We start from the raw sequence: 25,117 nt of genomic DNA on the forward strand, positions 1-25,117 counted from the left end.
AGAATTATGGACATGCTTGTATATATACTTCCTGTAGCACTTTTTGTTATCACAATGATAATAATACTTGCTCTTCGTGCTGAAGATAAGAAGAGTAGGAGTCTATCTAACGTTAAGGAGAAGATCGTTACCTTCCGAAACGAAGCATCTCAAACTGTAAAGAGAGTTCAGGAGACTTGCCTTGATTCCATTGATAAAATTCAATCAAAGCAGAATGAGGTCTCAAGAGTAATTAATGATATAGATTTATCTCTTGAAAACCTAAAGAACCACAAAAGAGATTTAGCTGCTCTTGAATCAATTTGTAAGAGCTATGAGGTTACTCTTGAAAAGTTAAGGCTCCAAACAGAGCATGCTGAAAATAGAATTAGTGTTGTTCAGGATGAGGTTAGAAAGGCTGAATCCGTGAATTCAACTATAGAATCCTTTAAAAGCGATGCCGCAGTAATTGAGGAGGATATAGTAAGACAGCAGGAGTCTGTTAAGGCATATCTTGCAACAACTAGAGTAAATCTTGATGCTATAGTTCAAGAGCATCAGGATAAGGAAAGAGAGATGCTATCTCTCTTTTCTGATGAGCTATCTAAGAATAGAGAGGAGTTCGGCTCCTACTTAGATGAAGCAAGAGCTGATTTAGCATTAAAGCGAAAGGAAGCTGATTCACAGCTTGCTGATGCAATTGCTTCTCTTAGCGAGAAGGAAGAGCAAATTACTAATGGCATTAATGGTCGCTTAGATGAGATCGAGAGTAAGAAGGCTGAGCTTTCTACACTTTTTGACCAAAGAAGTGAGGCTCTTAAGAATGAAGAGGAGAGACTAAATACCTACTACCTTGAAAAAGATAAGGAGGCTGAGGCTCTTCTTGAGAAGTATCAGGAGAAGCTAGCTGAGGATAGAGATAATTTTGATTCCTTTATTAATGATAAGAACGAGGAGTTTAAGAATATCTCTAGTAATATTGAGAGTAATATCGATGAAAGAAAAAAGGAAGCTGAGGAGTTCTTCCAAAATGAAAGAAATAAGCTTCTTATTCAGGTCGATAACTTAACCTCAAATATTGAGAGTAGAGAAAGCCAAGCCTTAGATAGCTTAGATGAGAGAATTAAGAGTGTTAAGGAGGAAGCTAATAGAAACGAAGAGAGTATTTTAAATGCTCGTGAAAATCTCTCTATTATCTATACTCAGCTTGAGGAGAAGCTTAATAGTGCTTATAACACTCTATTTGAGCAGCTTAAGACTCTTGAACAAAGCGTTAATGATAAGGTTAGTGAGCTTTCTCTTAAGAGAGATGAGGTTGAAAATAGAGCTAATGAGGTAAAATCTGAGGTTACAGCTTCCTTTGATAGCACACTAGCTTCTCTATCTGAATCCTTTGAGAAAACTAAGAAGGAGCTATCTCTTGTAACAGAGGATAGTATAAAGGCTCTTAATACAAAGCAAAGAGAGGTTGAGGACGCTTGTCTTAAGGGCTCTCAGGATATCTCTGCTATCCATCAAAAAGAGTTTGAGACTATGGATGCTGAAGCAAAGGCCTTCATCGAGCAAAATAAGGTTAAGATCGCTGAGATATTAAATAGTGAGGTTACTAGAATAGATGGAGTTTATAGAGCAATGAATAAAATTGCACTAGAAACTATTGAGAACCTAGCTAACCGTCAGCTTGATATCAAAGAGAGTGTATCTTGGCTTAACCAGGGAGCAGATGAGACTATCGCTAATACAGTTGAACGCTTAAATGATTTACAGCGAAAGATTGCTGACAAGCAGGCTCAGCTTGAGGAAACTCAAAAGAGAGTTACCGAGACTAAGGAGGAGCTATTTAACCTTACAGAGCAAAATCGTGAAGTAAATCGTGAGCTATTAGCAATTACAGATAAATTTGAGAGTGAGCAAAAGCGCCTCGATTCCATTAAAAAGGAGAGAATGGATGAGGAGGCTATGTTAGTCAGAAAGAAGATAGAAAATGATAATAAACCAGCTTCTACTCCTTTATCTGCTCCTAAGAGTAAAAAAAGTCAGGTAACGATTGAATCATTCCCTGATGATTTCCTTCTAGGAGAGGAAGAGGATCTGCTATCTGAGGATTGACGATTAACATAACTCTTATTAACTTAGTTTAGGTGTTAAAACAAAGAGGTTTATTATGAGTAAGAAAAAGAATGAAGAAGAGATAAAGGAAGAGGTTGTTGCTGAGAGCATGGATGATATTAAGACAGAAGAAGCTCCATGCGAAAATAAAGAGGAAGCTAAGGCAGATGAGAGAGATGAAAAGATCTCTAGCCTAGAAGAAAAGCTTGAAGAAAAAGAGAAAGAGGTTAATGAGCTAAAGGATAAGCTTATTAGAAACCAGGCAGATACAGAGAACTATAAGAAGCGCTTAATTAAGGAGAAGGAGGAGGCAGTTAAATATGCTAATACCGCTCTTATTAAGGATCTTTTAGGACCTCTTGATGATTTCTCAAGAGCCTTAGAGGCTGCTAAGAATAGTGATAATGTAGAAGCTATTCGTGAGGGTGTCTCTATGATCGAGGATAGAATCTATACTCTATTAAAGACTAATTGGGGCTTAGAAATCATAGATGAGGCTAATGTTCCTTTTAACCCAAATGAGCATGAGGCTTGTATGATGGAAGTAAGTGATGACGCAAAGGAAGAGACAGTTCAGCTTATTCTCCAGAAGGGATATAAGGTAAATGGTAGAGTCGTTAGAAGTGCAAAAGTAAAAGTATTAAAAAGTGCTGATTGACGAATTCATAAAACATTATTACATTACATCCAGTTCAAGAAAATTGAACAAAATAAATTTGATAAATAATTAGAAGAGGATAAATAAAATGGGAAAAATTATTGGTATCGACCTTGGTACAACTAACAGCTGCGTAGCAGTTATGGAAGGAAATGAACCAAAGGTTATTACAAACTCTGAGGGTGACAGAACTACTCCATCAGTAGTTGGTTATAAGAGTGATACAGAACGTGTTGTTGGTAAGCCAGCTAAGAACCAGATGGTTACTAACCCTACTAACACTGTTTATTCAATTAAGAGATTCATGGGAAGAAAGTTCCATGAGGTAGGTGAGGAGATTAAGCTCACCCCATATAAGGTCGTTGCAGGCCCAAATGATGAGATCAAGGTTGATATTCGTGGTAAGCTTTTAAGCCCACAGGAGATCAGTGCTGAGATCTTAATGAAGATGAAGAAGACAGCTGAGGAGTATCTCGGTGAGAGTGTTTCAGAGGCTGTTATCACAGTTCCAGCTTACTTTAACGATGCACAGCGTCAGGCAACTAAGGATGCAGGTCGTATCGCGGGCTTGGATGTAAAGAGAATCGTTAACGAGCCTACAGCTGCTGCTCTTGCTTATGGCTTTGGTAAGGATAGCTCAAAGGATGAGGTAATCGCAGTATATGACCTCGGTGGTGGTACATTCGATATTTCTATTCTCGAGCTCGGTGATGGCGTATTCGAAGTAAAGTCAACTAACGGTGATACACACCTTGGTGGTGATAATATTGACCAGCTATTAATTCAGTGGATGGCTGATGAGTTTAAGAAGGAAACTGGTATCGACTTAACAAAGGATAACATGGCTCTTCAGAGACTCAAGGATGCTGCTGAGAGTGCTAAGATTACACTTTCTTCTTCTCAGACAACAGATATCAACCTTCCATTCATCGCTGCTGATGCAACAGGTCCAAAGAACCTTCAGATGTCTTTAACAAGAGCTAAGTTCGAACAGATGATCGCTCCAATTGTTGAAAGAACTAAGATTCCTTGCCAGAATGCACTTCGTGATGCAGGTATTACAGCTGATGACATCGATGAGGTTATTCTCGTAGGTGGTTCATCACGTATCCCATGTGTACAGGAGCTTGTTAAGAACCTCTTTAAGAAGGAGCCACACAAGGGTGTTAACCCAGATGAGGTAGTAGCAGTTGGTGCAGCTATTCAGGGTGGTATCTTAAAGGGTGATGTTAAGGATGTACTCCTTCTTGATGTTACTCCACTTTCACTTGGTATCGAGACACTCGGTGGTGTTAATACAAAGCTCATTGAGAGAAATACTACTATTCCTACAAGAAAGAGCCAGATCTTCTCAACAGCAGCAGATGGCCAGACTGCAGTATCTATTCACGTACTTCAGGGTGAAAGAGAGCTTGCTAGCCAGAACAGAACTCTTGGTAGATTTGACCTTGTTGGTATTCCAGCAGCTCCAAGAGGAGTACCTCAGATCGAAGTAACCTTCGATATCGATGCTAACGGTATTGTACACGTATCTGCTAAGGATCTTGGTACAGGTAAGGAGCAGAAGATTAGAATTGAAACCTCTTCTGGTCTTTCTGAGGATGAAATCGATAAGATGGTTAAGGATGCTGAGGCTCACCAGGCTGAGGATAAGAAGCTTAGAGAAGCTATCGAGGCTAGAAATAATGCTGAGAATATCGTATATGCAACTGAGAAGGCTCTCAAGGACTATGGCGATAAGGTAAGCGATAGTGAAAAGGCTAAGATCGAAGCTGCAGTTAAGGAGCTTAAGGATACTCTTGCTAACCAGAATGCTACAGCTGAAGAGCTTAAGGCTAAGAGCGATGCTGTACAGCAGGCTTCTATGGAGCTTGGACAGAAGGTCTATGAGGCAGCTCAGGCTGCAAATCAATCTGGTGCACAGCAGCAGGCTGGTCCTACAGGTGAAAGCACATCTTCTACTTCTGCTGGTGATGATGCAGTTGATGCAGATTACGAAGAAGTAAAATAAGGACACTAGTCCAAACAAATAATAACATGCTGGCCATAGTGTCAGCATGTTTGTGTAAGTAGGGATTTATGGCAAAACGTGATTATTATGAGGTTCTAGGGGTTAGTAAGAGCGCTAGCGATGAAGAAATAAAGAAGGCCTATCGTAAGATAGCTATGGCCAACCACCCTGATACTCACCCAAATGATAAAGAGGCTGAGGAAAGGTTTAAGGAAGCTAGTGAGGCCTACGAAATCCTCTCAAATAAAGAAAAGAGATCAAACTACGACCAATTTGGATTTGCAGGAGTTGATGGTGGTGCTGGTGGCTATCAGAACGTCTATCGTGATTTCTCTGATATCTTTGGTGGCGGTGGCTTTGAGGATATCTTCTCATCCTTCTTTGGAGGAGGCTCTTCAAGAAGATCATCGGGACAAAGTGCACAGCAGAGAGGAAGCTCTCTACAGTACAATGTTACTGTTGATTTTAAGGATGCAGCCTTTGGAACAAAGGTAGATGTTTCTTATGCTCATGATGAGGCTTGTGATACCTGTGCAGGAACAGGTGGAAGTGGTACAAAGACCTGTCCAACCTGTGGAGGAAGAGGACAAGTAACAAGAGGAAATGGTTTTTTCCAAATGGCATCAACATGTCCAACCTGTGGCGGTAGTGGAAGAATTATCGAAAACCCATGCTCATCATGTCATGGTACAGGTGTAAAGAGAAAGCAGGAAAAGCTCTCTGTATCTATTCCATGCGGCTCTGATAACGGAACAAAGCTTGTTCTAAGAGGTAAGGGCAATGCCGGAAAGAACGGTGGCCCTGCAGGAGACTTAATCATTTACGTAAACGTAAAGCCTGATAAGTATTTCGCTCGTGAGGATATGAATGTATTCTTACAAATTCCTATTTCCTTTACTCAAGCAGCACTTGGTTGTGAGGTAGAGGTTCCACTAATTGAAGGTGGTAAGGTAAGAGTCTCAATTCCTTCAGGAATACAATCAGGAAAGAGCTTAAGATTAAAGGGTAGAGGTGTTCCACGCTTTAGAGGTAGCGAGAGCGATAGAGGTGATATGTACCTTACAGTAATCGTTGAAACACCAAAGCACTTAGGCTTTAAGGCTAAGGCTTTGATGAAACAGCTATCTGAGGCTATGGGTGAAAATACATCCCCAGACCCAATTCCATTTGAAAATTGATCGCTTAGGCTGCTAGCTAACTACTAGCAGCTTTTTTTGTGTAACGAATACCTCCAGCTCGGCTGGAGGTTCAAAAAAGCTTTAGCTATACACAAATAAAAAATTCTCCAATAATGGAAGTGTTGCATTCCCAAATAGCACCACTACCAATAAAGGAGAATAAAAATGGATGAGGAAAGTTTAGCTCATACCAAATGGAATTGTAAATACCACATAGTATTTGCACCGAAGTACAGACGACTAGTAATATATGGAAGGCTCAAAATAGAGATAGGAAAAATATTAAGAGAGTTATGTACAAGGAAAGGAGTAGAAATAGTTGAGGCGGAATGTTGCCCCGATCATATACACATGCTAGTATCGATTCCGCCGAAGCTAAGCGTGTCAGCATTCATGGGGTACCTAAAAGGGAAGAGTAGCCTAATGATATTCGATAGGTTTGCGAATCTAAAGTACAAGTATGGGAACCGAAAATTCTGGTGCAGAGGATTTTATGTAGACACGGTAGGACGGAATAAAGCGGCAATAGAAAAGTACATCCGAAACCAGCTAGTTGAGGACAAATTGTCCGAGCAGCTGGTGATGGATGAGCTTTTCGATCCATTTACAGGAGAGCCAAATAAAGGCAATAAAAATAAGAAATAAAATCTGGTGGAAGAAAAATTCTAGCAGTAACATAAGACCAGAGCTGCTTTAGCAGCAGCCTGTAAAGGTGGTGCGAAAGGAAGTGCAATTCAGGGCGCCGTCAGCGCCAGCCGGTAGAAAAGGGTTGCACCCGCAGTACAAACTACCGGCTGAGCCGGTAGTTTTGATTAACACTATTATTTGATCTATGAAAATCCTCAGATGGTGAATTAAAATGCGCTGGTAGTAGTAAAACACCAGCTATTACAGAATAAATATAATAGAAGGTATCTAACTTATAAAAAGCATCAGCTATAAAGAGCAAAGAATAGATAGTGAAATAAATGAAGCTTGGAGAAGATCTTAAACTCATAGATAGACTATATTTATTGGGGCTTCAGGAATAGTTGTGGGTAGAATTGAGAAAAAATAAGAAAAAAGGTAATTATTGAAAATAGCCATATATTTAATCTAAAGTGTTAAGCGACCAAACCAACACAGGAGACAAATGATTAGAAGAGCGGAAAATTGCGTGATTGTTGACACTATTTAAAACGTGATCAGTCCATTACCTTTGTTTTATGACAGTTTTCGATATTATCTTGCAAATTATTCGCAATTGGATATTGATTTTCGTTGAAGATTAACAGTACTAATATTATTATTTAAGAAAGCAGGAAGTAATCGCAATGTTGTTGGAATTCAGAATCAAGAACTATAAATCATTTGTCGATGAGACGGTATTCTCCATGGTACCGGCACCGAAGCAGACCGGTCTGGATTACAGTATTCTTAGTGAAAAAGTCGGGAGCAGGAAGCATAAAGCACTATGCTCAGCCGTCATTTACGGGCCTAATGCTTCCGGCAAAACCAATATCATAGGTGCAATGGAAACGCTCAGGGCAATAATCCTCAGAGGAAACATACGTAACAGTGATTCCGATATATCTCCGAATGTTGCTTCCTCATCACTGGAACTCATTCCTAACTGTGATTCAGAAGGCTCGCCTGCTGAATTCTCGATTTCCTTTATCGAAAAGGGTCTTCTCTTCCAGTATTCTCTGATCCTTGATCTTGGACGGTTCCTTGACCGGGATTATGAAAGAAAGATTCTTGAAGAAAAGCTTGTCGTTAATGATAAGGAAGTCTTTTCACGTGGAACACATCTTGAAGTGTACCTGCCTCAGGTGATTCGTCACCTGACCAGCAGGAGCATAAAAAGAATAACACCCAAGACAAAGGAAATTGCGGAAAGCAGCCTTTCAGATACGGAACTGTTTCTGACAAATGGCTTCAAGAATATCTTCGCCAAAGAACTTACAGATGTCATGATTAACTGGTTTGCTGAAAAATTCATGGTCATATATCACTCGGATGCTATCAAGGTCATGCGTAAGTTTGCTGAACCGAAGGAAAAGGCAATCCATGTGGAAGCTACACTTACTGAAGCAGCCAGGGAATTCGGCATCACTTCCAATGCACTGGGATACCGAACTGATGGTGAAAGTGATGAAGCGGTACTTTGTTCCATCTTAAGTAACAATAAGGCTGTCATACCTGCAGATATATTTGAATCATACGGCACCATCCGTTTCATAAATGAGTTCCCGCTGATCATCAAAACCCTTATAAACGGCGGAACGCTTGTAATGGATGAATTTGATGCTTCCATCCACCCGATGGCTTTGATGAACATCATATCCATCTTCCACAATGATGAAATTAACATGAATCATGCCCAGTTCATTTTTAACACTCACAATCCAATCTTTCTGGATGGATCCCTGTTCAGAAGAGACGAGATCAAATTTGTTGAGAGGGATCAGGAAACAAAGCACAGTACACATTATGCTCTTTCTGATTTTTCAACTGCTGAAGGAGTCCGAAAGGGAGAGGATTACATGAACAACTATTTTGTCAGCCGCTATGGTGCAATCAAAGAAATTGATTTTAGTCCGATTCTTAAAAAAATCATTTCACAAAGTAGGGAAAACTGAAAGATGCTGGAGACTAAAAAATATGTCCTTACAGTTGAAGGAGAAACCGAACAATGGTATTTCATCTGGCTTAGGGATCAGATTAACGGTTTCGAAGGTCGTACATATAATGTTTCAATTGTTCCAAGGGTTCAGCAGAGCCCAAAGAGTTTCTATAAAGGAACAAACTTAAAAGTTACGCCTGAAGTAATCCATATCTGCGATGTGGAAAGTACTGATGATTATCATATTGAAAAGTTTGAAAACATCCTCAAAGAGATGAAAGAGGCAGACAGGCAGAAGAAAATAAAATATCAGCTTGGTTACAGCAACTTTACATTTGAGCTTTGGATGATTCTACACAAAAAGGACTGTTTTGGGCCATTTAACAGCAGAAAGCAGTATCTGGCTCCGATTCAGCAGGCTTTTGGAGAGAAGTTCGAGGATCTTGACCATTACAAACAGGAATCAGCCTTCAAAAGATGTCTTGGAAAACTGTCGCTGAATGATGTCAAAGATGCCTTACGCAGAGCAGACAAAATTGCTGAACAGAATGGAAAGGACGGGAAGAAACCTGTAAATCTATGCGGATACTCGTATTACAGGGATAATCCCGCCCTTTCCATCAACGAGGTTGTAAAAAAAATATTTACTGAGTGCGGTGTCTTACCCAAAAGAAAATAAGAGGCTTTAGGGATTGTTGTGGGTAGAATTGAGAAAAAATAAGAAAAAAGGTAATTATTGAAAATAGCCATATATTTAATCTAAAGTGTTAAGCGACCAAACCAACACAGGAGACAAATAATGGCTACGCTTAATACATGTTCAGAAAACTTCTAAATGTCAATACAGCTATCTTCACAAATATGAGAATTGAAACAAATGAAAAAGGAGTCTCCTGTATTTATGTTGAAGCTAAAATAAATAAGAAACAGGCAAATAGATGCCCAATCTGTGGAAGGAAGTGTCCAGGATATGAGAAAGGAAGTAATAAGGTTAGAAGATGGAGAGCACTTGATATAGGAGAACTTATACTTTTCATAGAAACAAGCCAAGCTCGAATTTATTGTAATGATTACGGAGTTCAATATCCATCAGTTCCATGGGCATATGAAGGTAGTCGTTTTACTAAAGAATTTGACATGACTGTAGCATGGTTAGCCTGTCAACTTTCCAAGAAGGCTGTTGCTGAGTTTCTTAGGATAGACTGGGAGACTGTTGGGAGATGTATAGCAAGAGCTAGAATGATATTGAGCCTAACTTAAAGAAAAGGCTCGATGGACTTGTTCTCATAGGAATTGATGAAACATCGTATAGAAAAGGTTTTAAGTATATTACAGTCATAGTAGACCATGATAAAAACAGAGTTGTATGGCTTCATGAAGGACATGGAAAGTCTGTACTGGAAAAGTTTTACGAAGAACTCTCTGATAAACAGCGTAAGAATATAAAGGTAGTTACTGGTGATGGTGCAAGATGGATAACTGAGTGCGTTGAGAAGTATACTCCAGAGTGTGTTAGATGCATGGATTCCTTCCATGTTGTAGAATGGGCTAATGCTGCTCTTGATGAAGTTCGAATAAATGCTTGGAGAGATGCAAATGCCATAGTTAAAGCTTTAGAGGAAAAGTATGGTAAGATTGGTAAAGGAAAACCTGCAAAAGATAATCGTAATGTTCAGAAAATACTCAATGCAAGAAAGGAAGCTTACTATATAAAAGGATCTTCCTTTGCACTTGGTAAAGCACCTAAGCACCTTAATGAAAGGTAGAGAGAAACGCTGGAAAGCATACGTAGAGGTAATTCAAAGTTTTACCGCGCGTATGAGATGAAAGAGTCTCTAAGATTAATACTTAGGTGTACAAATAGATTTGATGCTGAAAGTAGACTTAAATCTTGGTTATGGTGGGCAGCTCATTCTAGAATAGAGGCATTTAAAGAGCTTGCTAAGAAGGTAAGAAGGAACATGGAATTCATTTTGCTCCACCATTTTCTATGACCTAAGTAATGCAAGAATTGAGGCTGCCAACAACAAGATAAAACTTCTGATAAGGCGAAGCTACGGGTTCAGAAACATCGATTCAATGCTGAATATGATATATCTCACATGTTCCAATCTGAAGATACCACTTCCGAACAGGCCATAGGAGGAGATTATCGCAGTATGAGAAAAGAAATTACTGCTACTTCCTACCCACATTTATGCCGGAAGAGCCGTTTTTTGATGACCCTTTATTGGTGGTATCGTAGTGGGACCTAAATTTTCCAGTTTTAACCGCAATTTACATTTAATTTGCGGTTAAATAAGGTTATAATTATTTTATGAATAAGCTTGCAGATTTAGAAGAGAAAATTTCCTCTTTGCCGGAAGGTTATGTAACTCGAAAAGTAATCAACAATAAGCCTTATTATTATCATCAGTGGAAAAGCAACGGGAAAAACTTAAGCCGTACTTTGAATGAAGAAGAAGTAGAACCGTTGAAGGCTCAGATTGAAGAACGCAAGAAGCTTGAAAAAGAACTTAAGCTTGTAAGAAAAATAACTCCTGATATGTCAGAGTTTGAAGATCAGTTCAACTGCAATATAACTGTAGGCGATGCCCTTAAGGAACTTATTCAGAGTGCAAGCCAGTATAAAACCCGCGACTGCATTGAACGTCTGGACAAATATATAAATAGTCCTACTACAGATAAAGTATGTGTTGTTTATGGTCTTCGCAGAACCGGAAAAACTACAATGCTTAAACAGGAAATGCTTTCTTTCTCTGAAGCTCAGCTGAAACATACGGTTTATATTAAAGCCCGTAAAACCGATACAATTTCTTCAATAAAAAAAGACATAAAGAAACTTGAGAAGGCCGGATACAAATATCTTTTCATAGATGAAGCAACCCTGATGGAAGATTTCATTGACGGAGCCTCATTGTTCTCTGATGTATATGCTGCTACCGGTATGAAGATTATTCTTTCAGGAGCTGACTCATTAGGCTTTTATTTTGCAGAAGGTCAGGAGCTTTACGATCGTGCAATAACAATCCACACAACAGTCATCCCTTATAGAGAACATTCAAGACTTCTTGGCATTACAGATATTGATGAATACATCCGTTACGGGGGAACCCTTAAAGCTGGTGTACTTGATTTTGAAAATACAGAACTGAACACCGAAGAAGCTTCTTTCCGTGATGATGAAGCTACAAGACGCTATATTGATACTGCCATCTGCAAGAACATTCAGCATAGTTTAAGATGCTATGAAAACGGGCGCTACTTCCGTCATCTTCGTGAGCTTTATGAAAAAAATGAACTTACAAATGCCATCAACAGAATTATCGAGGATGAAAACCATAAGTTTGCTGCAGAAGTAATTACAAGTGTCTTTAAGAGTCACGATTTACATTCAACAGCCCAGATGCTCCGTTCTGCCCGTGATGAGGAAAAAAGAACAGATATTCTTGATGATGTTGATACAACAGCCATCATAGACACCCTTAAAAAAATCCTGGATATTAAAGAAAAAGAAGAACAGGAAATTGGTGTATCTAGTGTTCATGTGAATGAAATTAAGCAGTATCTCAAACATCTTGATTTGACTGAAACTCTGGAAATTGACTTCATTCAGGGCAGCCGTGAAGAGTATATAATTTTTACTCAGCCTGGAATGCGGTTCTGTCAAGCACAGGCTCTTGTTTATTCTTTGATGAAAGATGACCAGATCAAGAATCTTGATGCCAAAACAATTCAGCTTATCACAGACAAAATAATTGAAGGAGTGCTTGGCCACATGCTTGAAGATATTGTGATTTTTGAAACCAAACGCGGACTTGTAAAAAACTCTAGAAATTCAAAAAAGGAAGTTTATAAGATTCGATTTGAAAATCACGAATATGACATGCTGATTTACGATGCTAACACAAACACCTGTGAAGCTTACGAAATCAAGCATACTACAGAACCATTCCCGAATCAGTACAGACATCTAGTTAATGAAGACTTTGTTAAGGCAACAGAAAAACGCTTCGGACAGATTACAAAACGCTGTATTCTTTACAGAGGAAAAACTTATACAGAAGAGAACAGCATTGAGTATAAGAATGTGGAAGAATACCTATGTGAGTTAGGGCTGGACTAATTTAATAAACAAAAATTTCTGGAGATTTATTAATGAATAACGGCATAAATCCTAACATAATTCATCCTATTGCGTGATATTATATGGTGCTCCTCCGTAAACTGAAATACGATGGTAGTAGTAAAACACCAGCTATTACAGAATAAAGAATAGTGAAATAAATGAAGCTTGGAGAGAATTTTAAACTCATAGATAGACTATATTTATTTTACCCCCGCATAATAGCTTGGCACTTAAAGGGGGTAAGAGAGAAAGAACTTTAAAGTAATCTACAAGCATGTATTTTTATCTTATTTCTTAAAATAAAAATAATTATTTGAAAATTACAGATTATTACAAAGTGTCAAAAAAATGTGATAATCTTACCTTTTCATATCTCTCTTTTTTTATTATATTAATACAGCTATTTTATGAATATAACAAATATGATAAAAAGACTTAAATATATAATTTTTATAGCTTTAATATTACTTCTTTCAGCTTGTGCTATAACCCCAGAAGAAGAGGAAAGGAAGGAACTTACTCCTGCTTTAAAATATATAGAAGCTCCTAAAAATGTTTTAGTTATAAGTGACTGTATAAATGGTAGAATAGAATTATCTTGGGATGAAGTTCCAAACGCTACACATTATATAGTCGAATATCAGAGTGCAACTGACTATCTCTCTGATAAAGCGATGAAGACATATGTTACAAATAATAATTCCTTTACGCTATCGACATTTCCTAATGCAAACGATAAAAGATTTGTCTTTCGAGTAAGAGCTTTATCAAAGCAAACCTCGAGAGTAATTGAATCAGAGAGTAGTGAGCTTTTTGAGGGTGCTATAGTTGATGATTTTACTGTAAGTACAAATATTAAAAGCTCAAAGCTAAGCTTCTATTCTTCCTTTGCAAAGAACTCTTCAATATTAGGAAATGGTAATATTATAGATTGTCAAATCCTTTATTTTGATGGCGATTATACTCAGTCTGACCTTCCTAGCCTTGATGAGGCTTGTGATAGCTTCTCTATTGGCTCAAACGAGACTAAAACTATTACAGCTGTATTAATGTGTAATAGCAAGGTTGTAAAGAAAAAGAGTGTTACAGTTACCTCTGATGTATCTTATATCCCAGCAAATATAAAGAGTATTAATGTTGAAAACAATAAAACAGATGGAATACATCTAAGCTGGATAAGTCCTGGAATTAATAAGGGACTTGAAAATACACAAATTTTATTCCTAGTTGAAAGAGCATTGCAGGGTAGTAATAATTGGGAAATAATTAAGCCTACAATCGATGAAGAGTACTTTAAGCCAGAGAATAATGATGATTTAAGTGTAGAGCAATTCTCAATGTCCTTTGTTGATACCTCAGCTCTTTCAAATTGTGATTACCAATATCGTATTTCAACTGTTTATAAAATAATAAATGGTGAAAACGAATATTATTCTAGTGAAGCAATTAGTGATAGCAATATAGTAAGTAATTGCTATCGTACCGATTCTAAAGTAAAGTCCTTTGTGCATACTAATCAAAGTGGGCTAATAACTGCTCCCGATGGCTCTAAAAGCTATGAGTTAAAGTTTAAATGGGAAACATACCATCCTCTTCCAGAGGATTGCTCTATTGTAATTAATAGAAAGCTAATTAATACATTATCATCAAGTGAGATAGAAAGCACATTAAATAAAGAATTTAATAATGTAAGCAGTAATGTCTTTGAAGACACAATAACCTTAACAGCTAGTGAAGCTATAGACCCTAAGAGCTTCATTTATACGATTTCTATAAAGTATAATGATGGCACTAATTTAGAATCCCCATACGTAGCAACTAATAATAGTGGACAAGCTATTATTACCTTTGAGGGCTTAGAGATTACAAGAATTATTAGCTCTCTAAGTGCAACTACAGGAGCTAATGCTTTAAATGATAAAATCCGATTAGCTTGGACTGTAGAAAGTTTTTATCCTGAAGATTTTAATACCTCTAAGGTTACTTATACTATTTACAAGCAAAATCCAGCTGATATGACATATTCAAAGGAAGAAGAAAATATTCCTTTTGAAACTCATTCATATGAATTAAATGTAAAACCAGGAGAATCCTTCTCATATTTAATTAAGCCTGTCTATAGTGATACAAGTGATAACAAATATGTAAGAGATTACCCAACAACTGGACCAGCTGTTGGTAGTGCTTTAAATCTAGTTACTAACCTTAAGGCATCACAAAATACATATAACGATAAAATCGTATTAAATTGGGATAGTGTTGAAAATGCTAAAGGCTATAAGGTTTGCTATTTAGATAAAGAGGTAGAAACCTTAGATACTAGATATGAAATTACAGATATCCCAATAGATAGATATGGCACTAAAATTGAAATTAAGGTAAAGACTATTGACTGCGAGGAAAGAATATCGAGTGATGGCAGTACTACTATAGGTAAGATACTTGGAGGTATTACACCAACAGTAAATGGAAATGCTAAGGATATCGATGTTACTTGGAACGCTGTTGATGGTGCAACAAAGTACAAAGTAAATGTATATACAGCTTTACAAGCAGAGGAGCCTATTATTTCTACTATAGTAAGTGCAGGTAGTACCTTAAGCTTTAAATTAACTTCTGATGATGTCCTAGCAATTGAAGGCCTTGTTGAGCCACTATCAAATCCATATTACTTCTCTGTTATCCCATATGTAGGTCAGGAGTCCTCTAAGGCCGAAAATAGAATAGAGGGGCATTGGCTACTTGCTCCAAAGAATGTAGCTGCTACCAAAGCTACATATAAGGATATGATTGATATAACTTGGGATAGCGTAGAGGGTGCAAATGCGTATGTTGTTTACTACAGAGTTCAAGGCTCAAATAGCTGGAATACAACTACAGTATTTTCTACCTCCTGTAAGCAATATGATGTTGAAGATATATTTGAATATCGTGTTGCAACTCTTGATAACCAAATGAATGAGGGGCCTGCTTCTCTTGTTACAGATTCATCTATTGGCTATGTACTAATGAGACCAATTTATTGCTCAGGAATTGATGAAAAAAATGGTCTTTATTCTATTCGCTTTAACAAGGTAGAAGCTGCAACTAGCTACACTTTAAGTATTCCTAACTGGGATAATACAATCATTCCAATAAATCCAAATAGTGTAATAGTTAAAACGTCTAATTTTGAGTCAGGTGATTTGACATATAGTAATGGCTTTTATACATATTATTTTGCTAAGCAGGACCTTAGCACAGGTGTTTCTATTGTCGTAGAGATAAATTCAAATAAAGATAGTGTAGAGTCAAAATATACACCTGTTACTATTGTTGCAGAGACTCTAAATGCAAACGAAGTAGTTAATTTAGCTAATAATTCATTAAGAGATATTTTTGCTGTTATAAATTCTGCCTTTGAGGGAGACTGGTGGGCAAGAACAACTGGAGAAATTGGAGATCAAAAATCTAGAACATATGAATCTGCTGATGGAAAAATTAAAGCAAATAATAGCTATAGTGATTGGTGGAGTAAAAATCAACAATATGGAACTGTGAAAATATCTAACTATAGAAGTGGCTCTATTGTAATAGATAGTGCTAATTTATCAACAATGGCTACAGACGGCGGAGGGCCTGGGTATTTAGATGCTGATCCATTTGATGGCTTTGCTAGTGGTTCTTTAACTATCACAATGCCATATAACCTTGGAACCTATAAGGTTGAATATTCAGGCTTTAAAAATGATTTAACAGGTGGAAGTGCAAAAGTAACGAAGAGTACAGAAAGCGAAGGACAAACTGTATACGCAACAAGCACAAAGATTAGGATATTATGATGAGAAAGCTTTTATTAATACTAATTACATCTATCCTCATATCATGTAACGCATCGATATTAATGACTAATGGGGAATTAACAAAGCCAAATGATAATATAGATATAAAGGACACAGTGATAAGTGAAAGTGGCTTTAAAGGGGATGCCCCTAAAAACATTAATGCAACTAAGTCATATTACACTAACCAAATTAATGTGCGCTGGAGTAGTGTAAATTATGCTGACTACTATACTATTGAACGCTGTGAGCATCTAACACCTGAAAATCCTACAGATAATAAAACCTGGAAGGAGATAGAGGAGAGTATCTTCGATACCTCCTATGTTGATGAAACTAATCTTGAAGTTGGAGTTTATTACACATATAGAGTTAAGGCTCATACCTTTGAAGGTAAGGTTGGTGTAGCTTCTCAGGAGGCAACAGGAACTATACTATCATCTCCTTTAAATATTGATGCTTCTAAGGGAACAAGTATTAGTACTATTGATATTGAGTGGGAGCAGATGCCTAATGTTGATGAATATAGAATTTATAAATCAACACTTCCTAATGTTAGTGGCCTAGATAGCGAGTTTGTTGATAGAGTACAAGCCTCAAGCACCTCTTTAAACTTAATTTACTCATATAAGGTAGATTTAGCTAAGGAGGGCGGTAAGGAGCTTTACTTTGCTATTGAGGGTGTTGGACCTACAAATGTTAGAGCTGATATAAGCCTACCTAGATCAGGGTATACATTCGTACCAGGCTCTCCACAGGCTCCATCTGTTCCTTATATCACTAAAGCCGATAGCACAGACTCTATTTCTATTAAGTTTAAAAGCACAGGAAGTGATACTAAATATATTATAAAGAGGTACTATTCAGGCTCCTCTGAGACAGTTATTTTCTCTGAAGAATATGGTAATACGCTACCTGAAGCAGATGCAGAGGGCTATTACACATTTATTGATACAGATGTTAAAGCTAACGTAGAGTACACATACTCTATCATTGCTTACAATGAAATTGGCTCCTCACCTGCAACAGTTGTAACTGGTTATATTCTCTCTCCTGTTTTAAATATTGCCCTAGAGCCTACTACTAGAGGTAGTAATATTGGCTATGAGCTATCGTTTAACGAGCCTGTAGGTTCCTCTGATAGCGGCAAAGTAAATAGCTACAGATATGAAATTACATACTTTAATAAGGCAGGAGAACAGATGGGCTCTCCAAAATACTATGATCAAGGAAGTGATGTAAAAGATTTTACTCCAATAAGTAGAAGTATAACTAAGGAAAGTGAATTAGCTGAGGTTAGCTATGGAGTTGTTAAGGTTCTATGTGGAGCCTTAGAGTCTAGTGTAGAGATAACTAATAGAATACCAATGCTAAGTGAGCCTGTTACCTCTATTAGTGCAAATAAAAATAGTAAGCCAAAGGAAAATGAGACTCCAAATAGCTATGGAGTATATCCAGTTACAGTTACCTGGACATCAGACTACATTGGGGAGAGAGTGCTTACTCGTAAGGGCTCTGATGGATCAGTAAAGAAATTTAATATTTTAAGTGGTTTACAATTTATAGATACTACCTGTGATATCCTAGTTATCTACGACTACTACATCGATACCTCTGATGTATTTGGAAGATCACTTGGCCCTATTATGCATACAGGAGCTGCATATGGTGCAATTACTCCTACAATATTTGCTAATGTATTAGAGTCAGTTTCAATGAAGCCATTTGAAAACCAAACCTATGTACCAGCTGAGTACAAGCAATATTGGAAGAAGTGTAAGATAGCACAGCTAGTTTCCTATGGTAATGCTTCTGATCTATCAACACAGATGAAGGCGCTTGGAAGTGCCTCTGACCAGGACCACTTCAGAGGAGGTACAATTAGCTATAATGCCTCAATGGAAGGTGTTGGAGGACAGATATACTTCTCATATAATAGCTTCGGTGAGAATGAGAACTTCGCATTAACAGGTAACTATGAGATGCATGTAGATGCTTCAGGAACTGGTTCTGCTTCATCTAATACAGGTGGGTTAACTGTAAGTGGTATGTATCCAGCATTTATTTCTCTTGCAGAAATAAGTGTATCTAAAAAGGCCTTTATAGGCTCCTATTTAATTACCTATCACTATAGTGATGGAGATGAAGAGTATAGAGTAAGGATTTAACTATGAAAAAGATATTAACTATTTGTGTGCTTATATTTTCACTCTTTATGCTAACAGGGTGTGATGATATAAATGCAGTTATTAGCCTGCTTCCTAAGTTTGATACAACTCTTCCAAATAACCTAGATGGTAAATGGGCATATTTTGATAGTGAGGAAGAGAGATTAAATAATGAATTTACTCGTCAATTTACCTTTGATAGCAAGGAGCAAAGGTTCAAGCTTGAAATATCAGGAGTAGGGACCATAACTAAGAGTGGTTCCTACTCTGTACAATATAAAACATATACAATTACAGAGTGTAATGGGACTTTAACTCTTTACTATGAAGATAATAGTGTAGAGAAATACAATTTTTACTATAAAGCTACAGCTATAGATGGGCCAGAGTATATAACCCTTTCAAATAGTGGCACCTACTACTATGGAGGAAAGAAATGAAAAAGCTATTAGCTATTGTACTTCTATTTGTTTTAGCTCTTCCACTTTTCGCAATAGATAATAATGAAAAGCTTGATGTTAAGCTTAAATCACACATATACCTCGATTCTGTAATGCTTTATGGATACCCTACATTAGGTGGCACCTTCGATTTAGGGCTAAACATAGATACAGTTTCTATATCAGCGTATTTACGATTTGAGCATCTATTTAGACCAATGGGCTCTAATACTGGGAAGCTAGTAGCCGCAGAAGAAATGGGAGAGTTAGGGCTTTCCTTTAAGGTTAGAGTCTATGAGCTTTCAAGATTTAATGTCTCTCTTGGAATTAATACAGGATGGTACCAGCAATGGATAATGCTCTCTTCTAATGCTGGAATATACAACCTAGTTCATAACGGTATTATGATTAGACCTGAGTGTAATATTGGTTTGCGATTAATTGGAAAGTGGAATATTGAATTAGGTCTATTCTATCAAACTCCGCTTTATCCATCATATAGCGGTTACCAGGGCTGGGGAGTACAGGTAAAGCTATTTTAATGGAAAAATAAAGCTTTTCTTGACTAAATAAAAAATTATAGTAAGAATATCGCTATTATGGGTGAAAAAGTATACGGCTATCATGCCATTGAAGAAGCATTAAAGAAGGCTTCACACGGTTCAACTCTATATTTAGTTAGAGGAGAACGTGAGAGAAGCGAAGAACTCGATAGAAAAGCACGTCTTACAGGAAAGGTTGCTGTAAAGAAAATCTCTAAGCAAGAGATGGATCGTATGGTCCCTGGAATTGACCATAGAGGAGCTTTATTAGACCTTGGTGGTCCAAGAAAGGGTGCATCAAGACTTACTGAAATTAGTGTTAGTGATTTCTGTGCAAAGCTAAAGGAGGATGAGGGTGCCCTCGTCTTAATCCTTGACGGCTTAACAGACCCACATAACCTTGGAGCAATACTTCGCTCTGCAGACCAGTTTGGTGTCGATTTAGTAATAATACCAGAAAGAAGAAGTGTTCAAGCTAATGAGACAGTATTAAAGGTATCCTCTGGAGCTGCACAATATGTGAACCTATCTGTTGTAACAAATCTAAATCGTGAGATAGATACACTTAAAGCAAATGGCTTCTGGATTTATGGTGCTGATATGTCAGGAACCTCATCCTATGAGGAGAAATTCTCACCAAGAACAGTAATAGTAATGGGCTCTGAGGGTGATGGAATTAGTCAGCTCGTAAGAAAGAACTGTGATCACATCACAAGTATTCCTATGCACGGACACATCGATTCATTAAATGTATCCGTTGCAACAGGAATTCTCTTATATGAGTATAGAAGGTCTAATCCTCCTTGTTCTCGCTAAGGAAGAACTTATAGCCAATATCCTTACGATACCAGGAGCCATCAATCTTAATAGAATCGATGTAGCGGTAAACCTTCTCATTTGCTGACTTAATGTTTTTACCTCTACCAACGATAGTAAAGCATCGTCCTCCATTGGTCTTAATATGATTAATATCATCACCTGCTATAGGGCCGGTAAAGATCAATGGATTTCTATGTAATAGGTTATGAATTAAGAATGGATATTCAAGCTTTACATCCTTTCCTATAACAGGCTTCATTGGATAGCCTTCAGAGGCAACAACAACAGCAACACTGCTTTCGGTAGAAACATCTAATTCAATAGAAGAAACTCTATCCTCTTCAATAGCTCTCATAATCTCAGCAACATCTGTTTTTATGAGAGGAATTATTGCTTGAGACGCAGGGTCATTAAATCTTACATGGTAGTCAACAAGTACTGGATTATCATTTTTCATGATAATAGAGAAGGTAAGAACACCCTTATATGATAGCTGTTCTACCTTTAAGCCATATATTGTTGGCTCAATAATTTGTTCCTTTATCATGGAGACTAAATGTGGCTTCAGCTGTATTGGACAAATTGCTCCCATACCACCTGTTGGTACACCCTCATTTTCAGAGGTGTACATATAATCAGAGGTGAAAGGAAGAGCAAGGTATCCATTATTGTCTAAGAAGACAGTAACAGTAATAGGAAGACCAGCACAGTGCTCCTCTAATAAAACTGGACCTAATTTAAATAAATCCTCTGCAAAAGAAATTAAAGCATTAGCATCTGAAGAATCAAGCATGATTCTAGATGGTGCTATTGTATTTGATTTAAGTACAAAGTGCTCTCCCTCATGGCGCATTAAGAAATTCCTTAATGCCTGTGAGGATTCAAAAAGATTTCTTCTAGGTGTTGGTATATTATGACGATCTGTAAAGGCTCTAGCAAAGTTTCTATCACCCTCAAGCTTTAATGATGCTATAGGAGCACCAAAGGCATTAATTCTTTTACGCTGTAGAAAGTCAATCATACCGGCAAGTAGAGGTTCCTCTGTACCGATAAATACATGTTGGATTTTATGTTTTAAGCAGGCTTCATATACAGCCTCTTTATCTGATGGATCAACATCTGGCAGATTTGTTGCAATTGTGGAAGTAGCTAAATTACCTGGAGCATAGAACAGTTCTGAAATGAGATTGCTCCTGCTAAACCACCATGCGATAGCATGATCTTTTGCACCTGTACCCAGGATTAATACACGCATCTCAGCCCCCTTTAACTAAAATGCTAAACTACCAAAAGTGCCGCGTCAAACAAAAAGAAAAAATTTTTAAAATAGAGCTTCTAACGCCTTTAGGTAATCAAAGCGAGTGTTTGCCTGAACTATTGCAGATTTAACTCTATTTGCATTCCTAACTCCCTTAAGATAAGCCGCAGCATGCTTCCTCATTTCTTTAGCAGCTAATGCTTCTCCAAAGTAGTAAATCATATCATCTAGATGTGAAACCATAGTCTCATATCTTTCCTCTAGAGAGATAGGCGAGTAAGAGCCATCCTTTAAAAGCTCCTTAGTTTGTTTAAATATGAATGGGTTACCAATTGCACCGCGGGCAAACATTACACCATCAACACCACAGCTATTTATCATATTAACTGCCGCTTCAGGTGTAAAAACATCTCCAGAGCCAAAGACTAATATACTCTTATCTACATGGTCTCTTAATTTTTTTATATCCTCATAGGAGGCACTTCCTGAATAGTTTTGACTTCTAGTTCTTGCATGTAGTGTTAAGGCTGAGGCTCCTGCTGAGGTAGCTGCATCAGCAAATTCTATATAGTTTATTGAGGAGTAATCCCAACCAAGACGAAACTTTACAGTAATAGGAACATCTGTGTTTTGCTTTAAAAAGCTTACAATTTCATAGATTTTCTCAGGAGTTTTCATAAGCGCTGAGCCACAGCCATTTTTGACAACCTTAGGAACTGGACACCCTGCATTAATATCTATTGCTGTAGGCTTGTATGCTAGTAAGCGAGATAGAGAACGTGAAACAGGATCCTTATCTGGTGCAAAGATTTGCATGATAAGCTCGTCTTCGCCCTCATATCTTAATAAAAGCTCTTCAGTTTTCTCATTATCTCTTGCTAAGCCCTCTGCTGATACCATCTCGGTAACTGCAATAGCTGCACCATTTTCCCTACATACCTTTCTAAAGGCTCTATCAGAATATCCTGCTAATGGCGCTAGAATTAGATTACCAGCTATTTCCTTATTTCCTAAAATCATAACATAGACATTATCAAAAGAAATAGTTTATGAACAATAGCTCTATAATAAAATAATAAGAATAATCGCCACTAGACTACTTCAACTTCTAGTGACGATTTTTTTTGAAGCTAAATTTAGGAGGGGAAAACCATCGCGCAATAGTTCTCTTCCTTTTTAAATAGTAAACTTTCAACTATCACACGTCAATAATATAACTAACTATACTCTTAGAAATAAAGAGATACTTAAGTTTAATTCATTACTTTAAATTTTAAGAAGAAATCCTAATAAAACCTAATATTCTCATTTAGCCTTGAAATAAAGAAACCACCTCCGAATCTTAATGATAAGGAGGTGAAAAATAACTGGATTAGTTATTTCAGCAGTAATGCTTGGAATAACTATTACTAAGAATAATCTTGGAGTGGAAAACCGTTTATCGATTATCCACTTCCTGCTTACATAGTAAGCTTTCACCTAATACTCGTCAATTATTTATTTTAAATAGCTTAATCTAGATTGTTTACCGTAAATACAATTTAAATCGTTTTTTGAACTTACTTGAGTATTATTATCACACATGATAAATTTTTATTATGGCAAAAAAAGAAAGAAATAAAGTGGAAGAGGCTTACGTATATGTTGTTAAAAACCCTTCCTATAATGATATATGCTTAGCAGCTTGGGATTCAGTTCTTTATCCAGGAACTCCAGTTGTTTATGAAACAAGATTTGGTCTTGATCTTGGCTTTATTGTTGGACCAGCTCCAAGTGAAGAAAATACATATACTCCGGGTTACGCCGGAGTAAGAGGTGCATGTATTCACTTTGGTAGTAATGATAAAGAAGATGAAGCAGAGAATGAAGCTCAGGATATAAATGAAAAGGATATTCACCAGTGTGAGTATTGTATGGGTTGTCAAGTTACAAAGGAACCAAAGAAAGTCACAGTAACTGGAGACGTACTATTTTTAGATCACCTAGCAACACCTGCCGAAATGGCAAAATACAATGAAAACAGTGCGAAAGAGGATGATGCAATCATCGTATGTAGAGAGAAGATTCAAAAGCATAATTTGAATATGAAGCTCATCACAACACACTTTTTACTTGGGGAGCCAAAGGTAATATTCTTCTTCACCGCTGATGAGAGAGTAGACTTTAGAGATCTAGTTAAGGATTTAGTCTCTGTATTTAGAATGCGTATTGAGCTTAGACAAATCGGTGTAAGAGATGAGTCAAGATTAATTGGTGGATTATCTGTTTGTGGAAGAGACTACTGCTGTCACTGTATTACAGATAAGCTAGAGCCAGTTTCTATAAAGATGGCTAAGGAGCAGAATCTATCACTCAATTCAATGAAGATATCAGGTCCATGTGGAAGACTTTTATGTTGTCTTGCATATGAATATGATTACTACGTTGAAGAAAAGGCTGCTATGCCAGCAGAGGGCTCAAAGATAAAGATTAATCATGAGCTCTTTAAGGTTTCTGAGGTTAATATTCTATCAAGACGTGTATCACTTCAGGGAGCTGATGGAAGAGTGCTATATGTACCATTTGATGATGTTTATTACAACGATGAAAGCCAGCACTGGTGCGTAAGTCAGGAGTGGGAGGATGAGATATTCTCTTCTTGATAAATCAAAATAAATAGAATATTGTAAAATCATATATTGACCGAAGTTATGCTTTGTGTTAGTTTAGATAATCGCAGTTTTATTCTGCAGTTTAATTAAAAAATATATCTACGCAAGTAGAGCCGGAGGAATAAAGTGGCTAATAGATCAGCTGAGAAGAGAGAGCGCCAGAATGTAAAGCGCAGAATGCACAACCGTATGATTAAGAGTAGCGTTCGCACACAGATTAAGAAATTCGATGCAGCAGTACAGGCTAAGGATAAGGATGCAGCAAAGACTGCTATGGATCTTAGCTTCAAGCTTCTTGATAGCGCAGCAAGCAAGGGTGTACTCCATAAGAATACAGCAAGCAGAAAGAAGTCTCGCCTTTATAAGGCTTTTGCGAAGCTTGCATAATTCTACCCCTTTAAAGGGATCTACAACTTTTTAGGAGAATAAAATAATGGAAGAGAAACTTACAAAAGCTGCCATAATCGAGAGTCTCCACAATAAACTCAGTCTTTCACGTGCTGATATTCACCGTGTTATTGACGAATTATTTGAAGAGATTAAGGATGGCCTTAAAGAGGATAGAGTAATTGAGCTTCGTGGCTTTGGTACATTTGAAGTTAGAACTAGAAAGGGAAGAGAAAAGGCAAGAAACCCAAAAACAGGTGAGCTAGTAGCAGTAGATACTCATGGAGTTGCAATTTTCCGCCCAGGAAAAGAACTTAAAGATTGCATCTGGGATTTAAGAGATGCAAAGCCAGAAGATTAAT

The 25,117-nt window shown here is 37.3% G+C and carries 20 protein-coding genes and 1 pseudogene; 19 read left to right on the plus strand and 2 right to left on the minus strand.

Features of this window, described 5'->3' with window-relative positions; genetic code table 11:
- The first annotated feature begins 6 nt into the window (after positions 1-6).
- The 16 genes and pseudogenes from FYJ80_RS01795 to rlmB all read left to right on the plus strand — a co-directional run bounded on the left by FYJ80_RS01795 (position 7) and on the right by rlmB (position 20,456).
- Positions 7-2,088: an LA_3659 family protein gene (locus FYJ80_RS01795; protein WP_154424412.1), complete on the plus strand. Its 2,082-nt coding sequence runs from the start codon at positions 7-9 to the stop codon at positions 2,086-2,088.
- A 55-nt stretch (positions 2,089-2,143) separates the two neighbouring features.
- A complete protein-coding gene (locus FYJ80_RS01800; RefSeq protein WP_154424413.1) occupies positions 2,144-2,746 on the plus strand; it encodes a nucleotide exchange factor GrpE in 603 nt (200 codons plus the stop codon).
- A gap of 88 nt (positions 2,747-2,834) precedes the next feature.
- Positions 2,835-4,757: a molecular chaperone DnaK gene (dnaK, locus tag FYJ80_RS01805; RefSeq protein ID WP_154424414.1), complete on the plus strand. Its 1,923-nt coding sequence runs from the start codon at positions 2,835-2,837 to the stop codon at positions 4,755-4,757.
- A 68-nt stretch (positions 4,758-4,825) separates the two neighbouring features.
- Entirely contained in the window at positions 4,826-5,935 is a 1,110-nt protein-coding gene (dnaJ, locus tag FYJ80_RS01810; protein ID WP_154424415.1) for a molecular chaperone DnaJ, read from the plus strand.
- A 165-nt stretch (positions 5,936-6,100) separates the two neighbouring features.
- Positions 6,101-6,580 (plus strand): IS200/IS605 family transposase, encoded by a 480-nt coding sequence (gene tnpA / locus FYJ80_RS01815; RefSeq protein WP_154424416.1) that lies wholly within the window; start codon positions 6,101-6,103, stop codon positions 6,578-6,580.
- A 668-nt stretch (positions 6,581-7,248) separates the two neighbouring features.
- Positions 7,249-8,556, plus strand: coding sequence for an AAA family ATPase (locus FYJ80_RS01820; protein WP_154424417.1), 1,308 nt, complete (start codon positions 7,249-7,251; stop codon positions 8,554-8,556).
- Positions 8,557-8,559: 3 nt separating this feature from the next.
- A complete protein-coding gene (locus FYJ80_RS01825; protein ID WP_154424418.1) occupies positions 8,560-9,219 on the plus strand; it encodes an RloB family protein in 660 nt (219 codons plus the stop codon).
- A 182-nt stretch (positions 9,220-9,401) separates the two neighbouring features.
- Positions 9,402-9,800, plus strand: coding sequence for a helix-turn-helix domain-containing protein (locus FYJ80_RS01830; RefSeq protein ID WP_206360918.1), 399 nt, complete (start codon positions 9,402-9,404; stop codon positions 9,798-9,800).
- A gap of 32 nt (positions 9,801-9,832) precedes the next feature.
- Positions 9,833-10,534: pseudogene (locus tag FYJ80_RS11865) on the plus strand (ISL3 family transposase).
- Positions 10,524-10,682, plus strand: a complete 159-nt coding sequence (locus FYJ80_RS12215; protein WP_407921429.1) for a transposase — start codon at positions 10,524-10,526, stop codon at positions 10,680-10,682. Before FYJ80_RS11865 ends, FYJ80_RS12215 begins: the two are co-directional and overlap by 11 nt.
- A 175-nt stretch (positions 10,683-10,857) precedes the next feature.
- On the plus strand, positions 10,858-12,666 hold the full coding sequence (locus FYJ80_RS01850; protein ID WP_154424421.1) for an AAA family ATPase: 1,809 nt from the start codon (positions 10,858-10,860) through the stop codon (positions 12,664-12,666).
- A 425-nt stretch (positions 12,667-13,091) separates the two neighbouring features.
- On the plus strand, positions 13,092-16,490 hold the full coding sequence (locus FYJ80_RS01855) for a phage tail protein (protein WP_154424422.1): 3,399 nt from the start codon (positions 13,092-13,094) through the stop codon (positions 16,488-16,490).
- Complete coding sequence (locus tag FYJ80_RS01860; RefSeq protein ID WP_154424423.1) at positions 16,490-18,658, plus strand: fibronectin type III domain-containing protein; 2,169 nt, start codon at positions 16,490-16,492, stop codon at positions 18,656-18,658. The genes FYJ80_RS01855 and FYJ80_RS01860 overlap by 1 nt, the downstream gene beginning before the upstream one ends.
- 2 nt (positions 18,659-18,660) lie before the next feature.
- On the plus strand, positions 18,661-19,098 hold the full coding sequence (locus tag FYJ80_RS01865) for a hypothetical protein (RefSeq protein ID WP_154424424.1): 438 nt from the start codon (positions 18,661-18,663) through the stop codon (positions 19,096-19,098).
- The gene (locus FYJ80_RS01870; protein ID WP_154424425.1) at positions 19,095-19,640 is read left to right on the plus strand and encodes a hypothetical protein; all 546 of its coding nucleotides are present in this window, start codon (positions 19,095-19,097) and stop codon (positions 19,638-19,640) included. The genes FYJ80_RS01865 and FYJ80_RS01870 overlap by 4 nt, the downstream gene beginning before the upstream one ends.
- Positions 19,641-19,697: 57 nt before the next feature.
- Entirely contained in the window at positions 19,698-20,456 is a 759-nt protein-coding gene (rlmB, locus tag FYJ80_RS01875) for a 23S rRNA (guanosine(2251)-2'-O)-methyltransferase RlmB (RefSeq protein ID WP_154424426.1), read from the plus strand.
- Here the strand turns inward: rlmB and purD are convergent.
- Both purD and dusB read right to left on the minus strand, forming a co-directional pair.
- The gene (purD, locus tag FYJ80_RS01880) at positions 20,434-21,714 is read right to left on the minus strand and encodes a phosphoribosylamine--glycine ligase (protein WP_154424427.1); all 1,281 of its coding nucleotides are present in this window, start codon (positions 21,712-21,714) and stop codon (positions 20,434-20,436) included. The genes rlmB and purD overlap by 23 nt on opposite strands.
- Positions 21,715-21,780: 66 nt before the next feature.
- Positions 21,781-22,737, minus strand: a complete 957-nt coding sequence (gene dusB / locus FYJ80_RS01885; protein WP_154424428.1) for a tRNA dihydrouridine synthase DusB — start codon at positions 22,735-22,737, stop codon at positions 21,781-21,783.
- Between the two features lie 578 nt (positions 22,738-23,315).
- Here dusB and FYJ80_RS01890 point away from each other — a divergent pair.
- The 3 genes from FYJ80_RS01890 (at position 23,316) to FYJ80_RS01900 (ending at position 25,116) form a co-directional block, all read left to right on the plus strand.
- Complete coding sequence (locus tag FYJ80_RS01890; RefSeq protein WP_154424429.1) at positions 23,316-24,359, plus strand: PSP1 domain-containing protein; 1,044 nt, start codon at positions 23,316-23,318, stop codon at positions 24,357-24,359.
- A 135-nt stretch (positions 24,360-24,494) separates the two neighbouring features.
- Positions 24,495-24,755, plus strand: coding sequence for a 30S ribosomal protein S20 (gene rpsT / locus FYJ80_RS01895; RefSeq protein WP_276988724.1), 261 nt, complete (start codon positions 24,495-24,497; stop codon positions 24,753-24,755).
- Between the two features lie 43 nt (positions 24,756-24,798).
- Positions 24,799-25,116, plus strand: a complete 318-nt coding sequence (locus FYJ80_RS01900; protein WP_456236610.1) for an HU family DNA-binding protein — start codon at positions 24,799-24,801, stop codon at positions 25,114-25,116.
- Position 25,117 lies beyond the last annotated feature (1 nt).

Source organism: Bullifex porci, from assembly GCF_009695635.1.
Taxonomy (GTDB): domain Bacteria; phylum Spirochaetota; class Spirochaetia; order Sphaerochaetales; family Sphaerochaetaceae; genus Bullifex; species Bullifex porci.

Coding starts and splice junctions, on each gene's coding strand:
- tnpA (WP_154424416.1), top strand. CDS start 6,101: ATGGATGAGGAAAGTTTAGCTCATACCAAATGGAATTGTAAATACCAC.
- FYJ80_RS01800 (WP_154424413.1), top strand. CDS start 2,144: ATGAGTAAGAAAAAGAATGAAGAAGAGATAAAGGAAGAGGTTGTTGCT.
- FYJ80_RS01825 (WP_154424418.1), top strand. CDS start 8,560: ATGCTGGAGACTAAAAAATATGTCCTTACAGTTGAAGGAGAAACCGAA.
- FYJ80_RS01865 (WP_154424424.1), top strand. CDS start 18,661: ATGAAAAAGATATTAACTATTTGTGTGCTTATATTTTCACTCTTTATG.
- dnaJ (WP_154424415.1), top strand. CDS start 4,826: ATGGCAAAACGTGATTATTATGAGGTTCTAGGGGTTAGTAAGAGCGCT.
- FYJ80_RS01830 (WP_206360918.1), top strand. CDS start 9,402: ATGAGAATTGAAACAAATGAAAAAGGAGTCTCCTGTATTTATGTTGAA.
- purD (WP_154424427.1), bottom strand. CDS start 21,714: ATGCGTGTATTAATCCTGGGTACAGGTGCAAAAGATCATGCTATCGCA.
- FYJ80_RS01855 (WP_154424422.1), top strand. CDS start 13,092: ATGATAAAAAGACTTAAATATATAATTTTTATAGCTTTAATATTACTT.
- FYJ80_RS01870 (WP_154424425.1), top strand. CDS start 19,095: ATGAAAAAGCTATTAGCTATTGTACTTCTATTTGTTTTAGCTCTTCCA.
- dnaK (WP_154424414.1), top strand. CDS start 2,835: ATGGGAAAAATTATTGGTATCGACCTTGGTACAACTAACAGCTGCGTA.
- dusB (WP_154424428.1), bottom strand. CDS start 22,737: ATGATTTTAGGAAATAAGGAAATAGCTGGTAATCTAATTCTAGCGCCA.
- rlmB (WP_154424426.1), top strand. CDS start 19,698: ATGGGTGAAAAAGTATACGGCTATCATGCCATTGAAGAAGCATTAAAG.
- FYJ80_RS01820 (WP_154424417.1), top strand. CDS start 7,249: ATGTTGTTGGAATTCAGAATCAAGAACTATAAATCATTTGTCGATGAG.
- FYJ80_RS01795 (WP_154424412.1), top strand. CDS start 7: ATGGACATGCTTGTATATATACTTCCTGTAGCACTTTTTGTTATCACA.
- FYJ80_RS01890 (WP_154424429.1), top strand. CDS start 23,316: ATGGCAAAAAAAGAAAGAAATAAAGTGGAAGAGGCTTACGTATATGTT.
- FYJ80_RS01850 (WP_154424421.1), top strand. CDS start 10,858: ATGAATAAGCTTGCAGATTTAGAAGAGAAAATTTCCTCTTTGCCGGAA.
- FYJ80_RS01860 (WP_154424423.1), top strand. CDS start 16,490: ATGAGAAAGCTTTTATTAATACTAATTACATCTATCCTCATATCATGT.